The 13,396-nt window shown below is 53.4% G+C and carries 14 protein-coding genes; 4 read left to right on the top strand and 10 right to left on the bottom strand.

What is annotated here, in order from left to right; all coding sequences use genetic code 11:
* Positions 1-26 precede the first annotated feature (26 nt).
* Positions 27-773, bottom strand: a complete 747-nt coding sequence (gene tonB, locus ACLH1I_RS04150) for a TonB system transport protein TonB (RefSeq protein WP_004203153.1) — start codon at positions 771-773, stop codon at positions 27-29.
* Between the two features lie 210 nt (positions 774-983).
* Here tonB and ACLH1I_RS04145 point away from each other — a divergent pair, with 210 nt between their 5' ends.
* A complete protein-coding gene (locus tag ACLH1I_RS04145; RefSeq protein ID WP_151385216.1) occupies positions 984-1,280 on the top strand; it encodes a YciI family protein in 297 nt (98 codons plus the stop codon).
* A gap of 683 nt (positions 1,281-1,963) precedes the next feature.
* Positions 1,964-2,611: a YceI family protein gene (locus ACLH1I_RS04140; RefSeq protein WP_074437505.1), complete on the top strand. Its 648-nt coding sequence runs from the start codon at positions 1,964-1,966 to the stop codon at positions 2,609-2,611.
* Between the two features lie 278 nt (positions 2,612-2,889).
* Here the strand turns inward: ACLH1I_RS04140 and ACLH1I_RS04135 are convergent, their stop codons facing one another.
* Positions 2,890-3,063: a YciY family protein gene (locus ACLH1I_RS04135; RefSeq protein WP_023290120.1), complete on the bottom strand. Its 174-nt coding sequence runs from the start codon at positions 3,061-3,063 to the stop codon at positions 2,890-2,892.
* A 143-nt stretch (positions 3,064-3,206) separates the two neighbouring features.
* Here ACLH1I_RS04135 and cls point away from each other — a divergent pair, with 143 nt between their 5' ends.
* Both cls and ACLH1I_RS04125 read left to right on the top strand, forming a co-directional pair.
* Positions 3,207-4,667 carry a cardiolipin synthase gene (gene cls, locus ACLH1I_RS04130; RefSeq protein WP_004203158.1) on the top strand — a complete coding sequence of 487 codons (1,461 nt, stop codon included), beginning with the start codon at positions 3,207-3,209 and terminating at the stop codon, positions 4,665-4,667.
* A gap of 34 nt (positions 4,668-4,701) precedes the next feature.
* A complete protein-coding gene (locus ACLH1I_RS04125; protein WP_002910079.1) occupies positions 4,702-5,031 on the top strand; it encodes an HI1450 family dsDNA-mimic protein in 330 nt (109 codons plus the stop codon).
* Between the two features lie 63 nt (positions 5,032-5,094).
* Here the strand turns inward: ACLH1I_RS04125 and ACLH1I_RS04120 are convergent, their stop codons facing one another.
* From ACLH1I_RS04120 to ACLH1I_RS04085, 8 genes are all read right to left on the bottom strand, one after another.
* Positions 5,095-5,922, bottom strand: a complete 828-nt coding sequence (locus ACLH1I_RS04120; RefSeq protein WP_004203160.1) for an ion transporter — start codon at positions 5,920-5,922, stop codon at positions 5,095-5,097.
* 54 nt (positions 5,923-5,976) lie between these two features.
* The gene (gene oppF / locus ACLH1I_RS04115; protein WP_002910083.1) at positions 5,977-6,981 is read right to left on the bottom strand and encodes a murein tripeptide/oligopeptide ABC transporter ATP-binding protein OppF; all 1,005 of its coding nucleotides are present in this window, start codon (positions 6,979-6,981) and stop codon (positions 5,977-5,979) included.
* Complete coding sequence (locus ACLH1I_RS04110) at positions 6,978-7,991, bottom strand: ABC transporter ATP-binding protein (RefSeq protein WP_004151853.1); 1,014 nt, start codon at positions 7,989-7,991, stop codon at positions 6,978-6,980. Before ACLH1I_RS04110 ends, oppF begins: the two co-directional genes overlap by 4 nt.
* A gap of 11 nt (positions 7,992-8,002) precedes the next feature.
* Positions 8,003-8,911: an oligopeptide ABC transporter permease OppC gene (gene oppC / locus ACLH1I_RS04105; RefSeq protein ID WP_004145396.1), complete on the bottom strand. Its 909-nt coding sequence runs from the start codon at positions 8,909-8,911 to the stop codon at positions 8,003-8,005.
* Positions 8,912-8,925: 14 nt separating this feature from the next.
* A complete protein-coding gene (oppB, locus tag ACLH1I_RS04100; protein ID WP_198079673.1) occupies positions 8,926-9,846 on the bottom strand; it encodes an oligopeptide ABC transporter permease OppB in 921 nt (306 codons plus the stop codon).
* 85 nt (positions 9,847-9,931) lie between these two features.
* Complete coding sequence (oppA, locus tag ACLH1I_RS04095; protein ID WP_198079671.1) at positions 9,932-11,566, bottom strand: oligopeptide ABC transporter substrate-binding protein OppA; 1,635 nt, start codon at positions 11,564-11,566, stop codon at positions 9,932-9,934.
* Between the two features lie 743 nt (positions 11,567-12,309).
* A complete protein-coding gene (locus ACLH1I_RS04090; protein ID WP_002910095.1) occupies positions 12,310-12,957 on the bottom strand; it encodes a YchE family NAAT transporter in 648 nt (215 codons plus the stop codon).
* 183 nt (positions 12,958-13,140) lie between these two features.
* Complete coding sequence (locus tag ACLH1I_RS04085) at positions 13,141-13,356, bottom strand: hypothetical protein (RefSeq protein WP_032456270.1); 216 nt, start codon at positions 13,354-13,356, stop codon at positions 13,141-13,143.
* Positions 13,357-13,396: the final 40 nt, after the last annotated feature.

Raw genomic sequence — 13,396 nt, 5'->3', positions numbered from 1 at the left:
CCTCACCGGTCCGCCGCCCTGCATTATCAGTTAATCTCGACGCCGTTGAGGCGGAATTTAATGGTCATCGTCACGCCGGTTCCCGGTCTTGCCTGCTCGTAACGCCATCTGCGCATCGCGCTTTTCACCTCGCGCTCGAACATATTGGCCGGCTGGGCGGAGAGGATCTGCAAATTATCAATTCGGCCATCTGGCGTGACGTCAAACTTCACCCGCACCGTCCCTTCAATGCGCAGCGCCTGAGCGCGCGCCGGATAGGTCGGCTGGACACGGCTGATGGCCCGCGGGCCGCTCGGGGCAGTGACGGTGGGTTTGGCCGCTGCGGTGGAGGTGCTCGGCGCGGTGCGCGCTGGCGTCGTATTGTTGTTTTCAAACGGTGAAGCCGGACGCGGCTCCGCTGCCGGCTTGACGTCCCGCTTCGGCTGCTCAACCTTTTTCTCCGGCTTGGGCTTCGGTTTAGGTTTGGGCTTCGGCTTAGGTTCTGGTTTATGGATCACCACCGGCGCCTCTTTCGGCGGCTCAGGGACCACCTCAGGTTCCGGCTCTGGTTCGGGTTCAACAACGGGCTGCACGACGGGTTGCGCCGCCGGGGGCGGCTCAAGATCGGCCGGCGCCACCATGGTGATCTCTATCGGCTGCGTCGGGGAAGGCTGTTCAATAACCTGATGTACCGAGGTATAAAGCAACCCCGCCACAACGGCACCGTGGATAGCCACGGACAGCAGCGTTGGCCACGGGAAGCGGCGAGGTAAATCAAGGGTCATTGCGCTCATAGTCGTTTCTGTTGAAAAATGATGCTCCGATTTTAAATGCAAATAGCAATCATATTCAATAAGCCGTCTTAACCTGAGTCAATTTTTGCCACCATTTGCGGAAAAAAGCCGCGTCGGCAGGGCATTCGGCGCCGGGGCGCATCTTTGCATTGCAGTCCATCGTCGTTTAACTTAACGTAATTCGCCTGTTTATTGATAAGGAGCTTTGCCGTGCTTTACGTTATCTACGCTGAAGATATCGCCGATTCTCTGGAAAAGCGGCTCTCGGTTCGCCCCGCGCATCTTGCGCGTCTACAACTTTTACATGATGAAGGTCGGTTGCTTACCGCCGGACCAATGCCGGCCGTTGACAGCAACGAACCGGGCGCAGCTGGATTCAGCGGCTCAACGGTAATCGCTGAGTTTGATTCGCTGGAAGCGGCTCAGGCCTGGGCCAATGACGATCCGTACATTGCAGCTGGCGTCTACCGCCAGGTCTCTGTTAAGCCGTACAAAAAAGTATTTTGAAAAAAATCCCCTGCTATTTTTCTGGTTAACCGCAAAAACACACCAGGCCATCAGATGAAAGGGCGCATTTTTCTACACAACATTAAAATGCCGCCCTTTTTAACCGCACGAAAGCGCTGGCTGTTATCCGCCTGAGATGCCTGGAAGATGAGCACATCTCTTCCCCAGCGACGACATCATCGACCATCACCTCGCCTTTTGCGGCAACAGAAAATGCCGACCAAACGTCGACGCCGGGCATGATATTGAATGGCTAATATATTGAATAAGTCTGTGACAGAGATCTTGCATGGATCTATCGCTTGCTTTGCATGCCAGCGCATCCCGACATCGTCCGGTAAATCTTAAACACAGTTGAAAGAAGATCGTTAAAGAGAGAGGGATTCTCAGCAACAGATATTAACGCCTGGAGTAAATAAGCATGTATATCCGGTTCAGCTGACATAGGACCAAATATCGCCTATCTTGCTGCATTCAGGATCGCGGTGTCTGGAAAGCAACCGGAAATAAAAAAATGCGCTGATCCAGGCACATCCCATAGGGATGAACGTATAAAGATCACGTGACCAGATTTACGTTACAGAGGATTTTTTTAATGCCTATTAATTTCGTTAGGTAAAATTCACGCGGAGTGATTGTAGGGTTATTATTGGTTGGTTAAAATATTTGAACGGGAATAACAAATGTTTTCAATAAGCCCTGCATTTTTTTGGGCTACCATTTATGCACCTGACGCTTATGAGGATTTTTGTATGAACACCCTGAAAAAAACCGCATTATTTTCTCTGCTTGCCTTATATATTCCTGTATCACAGGCCGCTGCGACAGAATATAGCCTGGATCCACAGCATACTTCGGTTGTTATTGCCTGGAACCATTTTGGTTTCTCTAACCCTACCGCCTATATCTCTGATGTTTCAGGGAAACTCTCTTTTGACAAAGATAACCCAGAGAAATCCTCTGTGCACGTCACGCTGCCAGTCAAAACCATTGATACGCATGTCAAAGCGTTAACGGATGAGTTTTTAGGCAAAGAGTACTTCGATGTCAAAACGTATCCTGAGGCAACCTTTCAGAGCACCCGGGTGGAAAGTAAAGGCGGCAATAAATATGATGTTGAAGGTAACCTGACCATTAAAGACATCACCAAACCGGTAGTATTGCATGCCACCCTGAACAAGCAGGACATGCATCCGATGGTGAAAAAAGAGGCCATTGGTTTTGATGCCACTGGGGTAATAAAACGTTCAGACTTCAAGCTTGATAAATATGTTCCGGCGGTGAGTGATAACGTGACCATCACGTTATCTACGGAAGCCTATACCAAATAAATTTACACCCACAAAAGCGGTGCATTTTAATCAGAGTGGTCACCCCGATAGTTAGCATGAAATTGAAAAACGATCGATAACCCCGCGCCCTGTTCAGGCTTCTGCAGGGCGGTTAATGTCTGTCGCAGAATAAGGAGTTCTGTCGGTAATTCCCCGTCATACCCTGACAGACATCGCATAGATATTTCATTAGGCCACCTGGCGATGTTAAAAGGGAGTTCGGCGCAGGGCTGAGAAAACGACAACGGCACCGCGCACGGTGCCGTTAGCCTGCTCGCTTAACAGTCGGGGAAAATAAACAGCAGTGCATGACGCTGCCGTTTCACCAGCCCCTTCCTGATAGCGAGGATCCGCATATTGCGGCGTGATTGGGCTTCCAGCCAGCGCGCTTTACGGCGATTCACCTGTCTCAGCATGCGCCAGCGCCCTACTTCCGTTCTACTACGCTTCATTGCAACGACTCTACGAGTGAAAACAGCCCCCATTATAAACCTCTGCCTGCGGCTGACCACCGCTTTCGCTGCGTTTTTATTTGCCAGAAAAATACTGATGCGTAAACTCATCACATAACGTCATTCAAAAGGATTTTACATCTATGACAACCTTTTACACGGTGGTGAACTGGCTGGTCATTCTGGGGTACTGGCTGTTGATCGCCGGTGTAACATTACGAATTCTAATGAAACGCCGCGCTGTGCCGTCCGCGATGGCATGGTTATTGATCATTTATATTCTGCCGCTGGTGGGGATCATCGCCTATCTCTCCTTTGGCGAGCTGCATCTTGGCAAGCGGCGGGCAGAACGCGCGAGGGCGATGTGGCCTTCCACGGCCAAATGGTTAAACGACCTCAAAGCCTGCAAACATATCTTCGCGGAAGATAACAGCCCGGTGGCCGAGTCCCTGTTCAAGCTGTGCGAACGGCGCCAGGGCATTGGCGGCGTAAAAGGCAACCAGCTGCAGCTGCTGACGGAATCTGACGACGTCATGCAGGCCCTGATCCGCGATATTCAACTGGCTCGCCATAACATTGAGATGGTCTTCTATATCTGGCAGCCGGGCGGCATGGCCGACAGCGTCGCCGAATCGCTGATGGCCGCCGCCCGTCGCGGGGTTCACTGCCGGTTGATGCTCGACTCCGCGGGCAGTGTGGCTTTTTTCCGCAGCCCATGGGCGGCAATGATGCGTAACGCCGGCATTGAAGTGGTCGAGGCTCTCAAGGTCAATCTGATGCGTGTGTTTCTGCGCCGGATGGACCTGCGTCAGCATCGCAAAATGGTGATGATCGATAACTATATCGCCTACACCGGCAGCATGAATATGGTTGATCCCCGCTACTTTAAACAGGACTCAGGGGTCGGACAATGGATTGACCTGATGGCGCGCATGGAAGGCCCGGTGGCGACCTCGATGGGCATCGTCTACTCCTGTGACTGGGAGATCGAGACCGGCAAGCGCATTCTGCCGCCGCCACCGGACGTCAATATCATGCCGTTCGAAGAGGCCAGCGGACATACTATTCACACGATCGCCTCCGGACCGGGCTTTCCGGAAGATCTGATTCATCAGGCTCTCCTCACCGCCGCCTATGCGGCGAAAGAGCATTTGATCATGACCACGCCCTACTTCGTACCCAGCGACGACCTGCTGCACGCGATCTGTACCGCTGCCCAGCGCGGCGTGGACGTGAGTATTATTTTACCGCGCAAGAACGATTCGCTGCTGGTGGGCTGGGCCAGCCGGGCCTTTTTCACCGAGCTGCTGGCAGCAGGGGTGAAGATTTACCAGTTCGAAGGCGGCCTGTTGCATACCAAGAGCGTGCTGGTCGATGGCGAACTGAGTCTGGTGGGTACCGTGAATCTGGATATGCGCAGCCTGTGGCTCAATTTTGAAATCACGCTGGTCATCGATGACGCCGGCTTCGGCAGCGATCTGGCGGCGGTCCAGGATGACTATATCTCGCGCTCGCGCCTGCTGGACGCCCGTCGCTGGTTAAAACGTCCGCTGTGGCAGCGGATCGCCGAGCGACTGTTTTACTTCTTCAGCCCGTTGCTGTAAAACGTGCCCATCAGATACCGAATGAGTAGCAATCATGGATATGGATTTAAACAACCGTCTGACCGAAGACGAAACGCTTGAGCAGGCATACGACATCTTCCTCGAACTGGCGGCCGATAACCTCGACCCGGCGGACATCATTCTGTTTAACCTGCAGTTTGAGGAGCGCGGCGGCGCCGAGCTGTTCGACCCGTCTGCAGACTGGGAAGAGCATGTGGATTACGATCTGAACCCGGATTTCTTCGCCGAAGTGGTGATTGGCCTGGCGGATACCGACGGCGGGGAAATCAATGATATCTTCGCCCGCGTACTGCTGTGCCGCGAGAAAGATCATAAGCTGTGTCATATTCTGTGGCGTGAATAACGCTGACTAGCCAGTGAAAAGCCTGCCGCGTTCCTCCCGGCAGGCTTTTTTTATGCCGAGGGTTTACTGCGGTAACGCATGGCCACAGGCGTGACAAAACCGGGCGTTATCGTCATGGTGGCCCTGCTGGCACTGCGGGCATACCCGCTGCTGACGCCGCCGGTTCAGGGCGCTGGTCATATGGGTGGTGATAAGCCCGGTCGGAATGGCAATAATGGAGTATCCGATCAGGATGAGAATGGAGGCCAGGATGCGGCCCAGCGGTGTATGCGGCGTGATATCCCCGTAGCCGACGGTAGTGATGGTTACAATGGCCCAATAGACCGAAGCGTTGAGCGTGGTAAAACCATACTCTGGCCCTTCTATCAGGTACATTAACGAGCCGAAAATCACCATCACAATGGCGATAAACGAATAGAACAGGATCAGCTGATGGCGCGCGCTGACAATCGCCCGCCAGAACACATTGAGCGAAGGCATAAAGCGCAACAGTTTGAGAATACGCAACGCGCGGATCGCCCGCATTGCCCGCCAGGCAAAGACATAATTGAGGCTAATTTCCGGCCACAGCCACATCACGTACAGCGGCAGGATGGTCGCTAAGTCAATAAACCCCCAGAAGCTGAAAATGTAGTGGAGCGGATTGGGCCATGTCGCAATACGCAGCAGATACTCCAGGGTAAAGACCGCGGTCACCAGCAGCTCCAGCCAGACGAAAATATGCCATTCATCTAATGTCAGATGATATTGCGTGCCCAGCCCCGACTCGACAAATATCACCACCACGCTGAGCAATGCGAAAAGTCCGCACAGACCTTCGAAGCGGCGGCCGGAACGTCGGTTTTGATCGAAAAGCAAATGATAAAGCCGCAGGCGAGCGGCAGAAAGCATACCCACTTCGTTAACCTCGCAAAAAAAAGGGCTGACCTGCGTCAGCCCCTGAGATTATAACGGGTCTACCTTAAGGCAGGAAACCGCATGGCGGAAGCTGCCTTCCAGCACCGGACGGGTTTTGGCGCACTCCGGTCCGGCGAGCGGACAGCGGGTGCGGAAGACACAGCCCGAAGGCGGATTAATCGGCGAGGGTAATTCGCCCTCCAGCAGTTGGATGGTTTTCGTTTTTTCGAGGTCCGGATCGGGGATCGGCACCGCCGACATCAGCGCTTTGGTATAGGGATGCAGCGGATTATGGTACACCTCATCGTAGGTTCCCAGCTCCACCGCATGGCCCAGATACATCACCAGTACGCGATCGGAGATGTGCTTAACTACCGCCAGATCGTGGGCGATAAATATCAGCGACAGTCCCATTTCACGCTGCAGCTGCTGCAGCAGGTTGACCACCTGGGCCTGGATGGACACGTCAAGTGCGGACACCGGCTCATCGCAGATAATCAGCTTCGGCTCGAGGATCAGCGCCCGCGCGATGCCGATGCGCTGACACTGACCGCCAGAGAACTCGTGCGGATAGCGGTTGATCAGGTTAGGCAACAGCCCGACTTTCATCATCATCGCCTTCACGCGATCGCGCACTTCCTGACGCGGCATCTTCGGATGATAGGTACGCAGCGGTTCAGCGATGATTTCTCCGATGGTCATACGCGGGTTCAGCGAGGCCAGCGGATCCTGGAAGATCATCTGGATATCGCTGCGCACGTCGCGCCACTCTTCCTGCTTCATGCCCAGCAGATCTTTACCCAACCAGGCCACTTTGCCATCGGTGGCCTTCACCAGGCCAATGATGGCGCGGGCGAAAGTCGATTTACCGCAGCCTGACTCCCCCACCACGCCGAGGGTCTCGCCTTCATAGAGACGCAGCGTCACGCCATCTACGGCTTTCAGCGTTTTCGACGGCTGCCAGAACCACTGTTTGCCATCTTTAATATCGAAATGCACCTTCAGGTCGGCAATTTCGAGCAGGACTTTTCGTTGTTCAGTTACGGCGTTCATAGCAGATCCCCCACCGGTTTAAAGCAGGCGCGCAGGCGACCTGGCGCGAAAGACTCCAGCGGCGGCGCGCTGCTGCACTGTTCCATTGCATGCGGACAGCGCGGCTGGAATGGGCAGCCTTTCGGCAAACGCAGCAGGTTCGGCGGGTTGCCCGGAATGGTCAATAACGCATCGCCTTCGGCATCCAGACGAGGAACCGCATTCAACAGCCCAATAGAGTATGGGTGCGACGGCTGATAAAAGACATCGCGCGCCTGACCGTACTCCATGGTGCGGCCCGCATACATCACCAGCACTTTATCGCAGATCCCCGCCACGACTCCGAGGTCATGGGTGATCATAATGATGGCCGTATTAAATTCGCGTTTCAGCTCATTCAGTAACGTCATGATCTGCGCCTGCACAGTGACGTCCAGGGCGGTGGTCGGCTCATCGGCAATCAGCAGCCGCGGCCGGCACAGTAGCGCCATGGCAATCATCACGCGCTGGCGCATCCCGCCGGAGAACTCGTGCGGGAACATCTTCATGCGCTTGCGCGCTTCCGGCATTTTCACCGCGTCGAGCATTTTGACCGACTCCTCAAATGCTTCGGCTTTGCTCAGCCCCTTATGCAGCATCAGGACTTCCATTAACTGCTCTCCCACCCGCATATATGGGTTCAGAGAGGTCATCGGATCCTGGAAAATCATCGAGATTTGCTCGGCGCGCAGTTTGTTCAGCTCACGCTCGGGCAAATTGAGGATTTGCCGACCGTTAAAGGTGGCGGAACCCCCGATGCGACCGTTGGCCGCCAGCAGCCCCATCAGGGCGAAGGCGGTCTGCGATTTACCGGAGCCGGACTCCCCGACAATACCGAGCGTTTCGCCCGCCTGGAGGGTGAAGTTCAGATCATTGACGGCGGTGACATCGCCATCCGGCGTTTTAAAGGTGACGCGAAGATCTTTCACGTCCAGCAGCAGGCCGCTGTGACTCTGCGCTTGCGGCGCTTTTGCCGTTTCAATCATGGTCATGGCAGCGCTCCTTAGCGGTCTTTCGGGTCGAGGGCATCACGCAGACCATCGCCGATAAAGTTGAAACAGAACAGGGTCACCACCAGGAAACCCGCCGGGAACAGCAACAGCCAGGGCGAGACCTCCATTGAGTTGGCGCCATCGCTGAGCAACGCCCCCCAGCTGCTGAGCGGCTCCTGCGTCCCCAGCCCCAGGAAGCTGAGGAAAGATTCGAAGAGGATCATACTGGGGACCAGCAGCGAGGCATACACCACCACCACGCCCAGCACATTAGGAACGATATGGCGCAGCACGATGCTCGCTGTGGAGACACCGCCGACCTGCGCCGCCTCAATAAACTCTTTGCGCTTCAGGCTCAAGGTCTGTCCGCGTACAATACGGGCCATATCCAGCCAGGAGACCATGCCGATAGCGACAAAAATCAGCAGGATATTCTGACCAAAAAAGGTCACCAGCAGGATAACGAAGAACATAAACGGGAAGGAGTTGAGGATCTCCAGCAGACGCATCATCACCGAATCCACTTTGCCGCCGAGATACCCGGAAAGCGAACCGTACAGCGTGCCGAGGATCACCGCCACCAGCGCCGCCGCCACCCCAACCATCAGCGAAATACGCCCGCCGATCGCCACGCGCACCAGCAGATCGCGACCGGAGGAGTCGGTCCCAAAGTAGTGGCCAGAGGCCATGTCCGGGGCATTGGACATCATGCCCCAGTCGGTATCGAAATAGGAGAATGACGACACCATCGGCGCGAAGGTCACGAACAGCGCAATGAGCACCAGCATAATCAAGCTGGTGACCGCGGCGCGGTTATGCATAAAGCGGCGACGCGCATCCTGCCAGAGGCTACGCCCCTCCACTTCCAGCTTCTCACTGAAGTTTTCCAGCGCCTCGCTATTTTTCTTACTTAACATCATGGCGAACTCCGGCTTCAGTAGCGAATCTTCGGATCGATAACGGCGTAAAGCACGTCAACGATGGCGTTGAACAGAATAGTCAGGGCGCCCACGAGGATCGTCAGGCTGAGCACCAGCGAGTAGTCGCGGTTAAGCGCCCCGTTAACGAACAGCTGGCCAATCCCCGGCAGGCCGTAAATGGTTTCAATGACCATTGAGCCCGTAATGATGCCCACGAAAGCCGGCCCCATATAGGAGAGCACCGGCAGCAGCGCCGGCTTCAGCGCATGGCGCAAAATAATGCGGCGCATCGGCAGTCCCTTCGCCCGCGCGGTGCGGATAAAGTTAGAGTGCAGCACTTCAATCATTGAGCCGCGGGTAATTCGCGCGATGCTGGCGATATAGGCCAGGGAAAGCGCCACCATCGGCAGGATCATAAATTTCAACGCCCCGCTGTTCCAGCCGCCGCCCGGCAGCCAGTGCAGGGTAATAGCAAAGATCATCACCAGCAGAGGCGCCACCACAAAGCTCGGAATCACCACGCCGGTCATGGCTACCCCCATCACCGCATAGTCCCAGCGGGTATTCTGCTTCAAAGCGGCAATAACGCCCGCAGCGACGCCGATCACTACCGCCAGCAAAAAGGCAGCGAAGCCCAGTTTCGCCGAAACCGGGAAGCTGGCCGCCACCAGATCGTTGACCGAATAATCTTTGTATTTAAAGGAGGGACCAAAATCGCCATGCGCCAGCTGCTTCAGGTAATTGAAGTACTGCGTCATGATGGGGTCGTTTAAATGGTATTTTGCTTCAATATTCGCCATGACTTCCGGCGGTAGCGTGCGTTCCCCGGTAAAAGGACTTCCCGGAGCCAGACGCATCATGAAGAATGAAATGGTAATAAGAATGAATAGCGTCGGAATCGCTTCCAGACAGCGACGTAAGATAAATTTTAACATTGCCCGTACCTTCTGGCGTGTGCCTTTGCACTGCTCTCAAATAAGACACGATGGAGCGAGCACAGGCCCGCTCCACGTATTGCCATTAATGTTTGATAACGTAAAGGTCTTTGGTATAGACGTTATCCATCGGGTCTTTACCGGTGTAGCCACCGACCCACGGTTTCACCAGGCGGGCGTTAACGTAGTAATAGACCGGTACGATCGCGCTGTCTTTGTCCAGCTGCTGTTCTGCTTTCGCATAGGCTGCAGTGCGCTGCGCTTCATCGGATGCTTTCACGGATTCAGCCATAATCTTATCGAACGCCGGGCTCTTATAGTGCGCAGTGTTCATTGAGCTGTCTGAAAGCATGGTATTCAGGAATGAGGTTGGCTCGTTATAGTCGGCGCACCAGCCTGCACGCGCCACGTCATAGGTACCCTGATGACGGGTATCGAGGAACGTTTTCCACTCCTGGTTGACCAACTTCACGTCAATGCCCAGGTTTTTACGCCACAGCGAGGCGGCGGCAATCGCCAGCTTCTTGTGCAAATCAGAGGTGTTATACAGCAGGTTGAAGGTCAACGGTTTATCGGCGCTATAGCCGGCTTCGGCCAGCAGTTTTTTCGCTTCCTCATTCCGTTTTTCCTGCGACCAGGTAAACCATTCCGGCTCGGTCAGTTTCGCGCCATCGGTATACGGCGGGGTGTAGCCGTAGGCCGGAAGATCGCCCTGTCCTTTTACCTTATTGGCAATAATATCGCGGTCCAGACCCAGCTTCAGCGCGGTACGTACGCGCACGTCGGTGAACGGTGCTTTCTGGTTGTTAATTTCGTAGTAATAAGTACACAGATACGGGTCAACGTGCAGCTCGTTCGGGATCTCTTTTTTCAGTTTCTGGAAGAGCTCGATCGGCAGCTGGTTATAGGTCATATCCAGCTCACCGCTGCGGTAACGGTTAACATAGGTCACTTCAGAAGAGGTCGGCAGCCAGGTGACAGTGTTAATGACGGTTTTGGCATTATCCCAGTAATGCGGGTTGCGCTCCATGACGATACGTTCGTTGACCACCCAGTCTTTCAGGGTGTAAGCGCCATTGGTGACGATATTGCCAGGCTGCGTCCACTTCTCGCCAAATTTTTCAATCGCTGGTTTGTAGACAGGAGACATCGCCGGGTTAACCAGCAGTTTATAAAAATAGGGTACTGGCTCGCTGAGGGTGACTTCCAGCGTGTGGTCGTCAATGGCTTTTACGCCCAGTTCGCTCGGAGCTTTCTTGCCGTCAATGATTTCGTCGACGTTCACGATATGACCATACTGCGGATAGCTGGCATAAGGAGACGCGGTTTTCGGATCCACCAGACGCTGCCAGCTATAAACGAAGTCCTGGGCGGTCACCGGCTCGCCGTTAGACCATTTCGCATCTTTACGCAGATGGAAAGTCCAGACTTTGAAATCTTTATTATCCCAGCTCTCTGCCACGCCAGGGATCGGGTGGCCATCTTTCGGCGAGGTATTCAGCAAGCCTTCGAACAGGTCGCGGCTAATATTCGCCTCAGGCACCCCTTCGATTTTATTCGGGTCCAGCGATTGCGGTTCGGCGCCGCTATTTCGCACCAGCGTTTGCTTATCCGAAAGCTGCACACTGGCCGGGACATCCGCTGCCATAGCCATATTGCCGGCTATGAGTGCGGATAGCACTCCTGCGGCGATCAAACGTTTTTTAGTGATGATGGTCATTGTGTTGTAACTCCAGTCATTATAATTACTGGTTTTTTAACCAGCCTGTTTTTTTCCCGTTTAGGGGATCTGTCCAGCGCAGGAGTGTTTGCGATTGGCAGATTGCTATCACCGACTTATTTATTACGACCGCTCGAACGGCAGTCTTAACGTCGATTCGTTCCCCCTCGCTGGGGGGCAGTTCCGGCATAGCGAGATCATTAAAAATGATTCTCATTTACGCACATAATTCAGCAGACGATAACGGCGGAAAGTACCAAAAGGTAAACACCTCCGCCAATGCAATTTGCAAATATGTTACCGGATTCTCTTTTATTGCCGGCTTTGCCAGCGTTACTCGCGGTTGCCACAAAACACCGATAGAAAAATATCATTATTAATCATTTAGTTATGATGCTTTCACCAGCCAACATACTGATCAACGACCGCAAGATGATTTTTTGTACAAAAATTTAACAATAGATTACTTTTTAGCACATTCATCTACAGCCTTGTTAAAATTACTAATATCATTTCGATGATCCGACAGCAAGTACCAGAGAATGATGTGAAGAAAATAACATCACAGGATGGGGAGACGTGAGGGGAATGTTAAGAGAAATATTTCATATATTAATGAAAATTATGGAATTAATAGCGATATCGCAAAATGTTATTCCTACCGCCGGTTACGCGCTGGCTAATAGGTTTTGCTAATAATCGCGCAGGCGAGAAGGGAACCTACCCGCCTGCGTGGCAACCAGCTAACTCAGCAGCCCCGGAAAGAGCGCTTTAATCCCCGTCACAATAAACTCTATGCCAAGGGCCATCAGCAGCAGGCCCATAATACGGGTGATAACGTTGATCCCTGTCTGCCCTAGCAGACGCACCAGCCACGGCGCCATGCGGAAAATCCCCCAGCAGCAGAGGGCAAAGACGGCAATCGCCAGTGAAAAACCGACGAGGTGCACCCAGGAGTGATACCGCGTACCCCACACGATAGTGGAACTGATTGCCCCCGGTCCGGCCATTAGCGGTAGCGCGAGAGGAACCACGCCGATGCTCTCCCGCACCGCCGTCTCCGACTTCTCCTGCTTGTTCTGCTTATCTTCACCGAGCTTACCGCTGATCATCGACATCGCGATGGTCACCACCAGGATGCCGCCGGCGATACGGAACGAATCAATGGAGATACCAAAAATCTGCAGAATGCCATCGCCGAGAAACAATGACGTCAGGAGGATGATCGCCACCGACAGGTTGGCGGTCAGGTTGGTCTTATTGCGCACTGCTGCCGGTTGGTAGCTGGTCATACTAATGAACACCGGAATAATGCCCACCGGGTTAACCAGAGCAAATAAGCCGATGAAAAACTTGAAATATGCAGAAAAATCGAACAGTGATTGAGTCACAATGGGCTCCGCAGCATCATCAAAATTGGCGGTTGACTGTTAACAGCATAAAATAACTGCGCGAAACATACGCTTTTTGCATGCAATATTCATTATAAATATGCATAACCCGGTGATATGTATCGAATGTTAGCTATTTGTAGTTTTAATGCTAATCGTTTTTTTAATTTCAAAACCCTCCCATTACACTTGATCGAACCGGTCAAAAAGCAGCCAGCTGAAAGGTATCAGCAGTGCCAATACTTGATCTAAATCACGTAATTTGTACTCAGAAGTGAGTAATCTTGATGACACCAACAGAGTGGAAGGCAGCAGTACCTGAAAGTTAAAAAGATAAAGCTTTTTTAGTAAATCGGTAAAACAGCGTCCTGATTTTCCTACATAAACATTTACATGCAAGCTGTTTACAGCCTGTCTATAATGTCGAATCGAGCGACTG

Origin of the sequence: Klebsiella sp. 1SOBk10mer (assembly GCF_046602535.1) — a bacterium.
Taxonomy (GTDB): Bacteria; Pseudomonadota; Gammaproteobacteria; order Enterobacterales; family Enterobacteriaceae; genus Klebsiella; species Klebsiella quasipneumoniae.
This window is presented reverse-complemented; position numbering and strand designations above follow the sequence as displayed.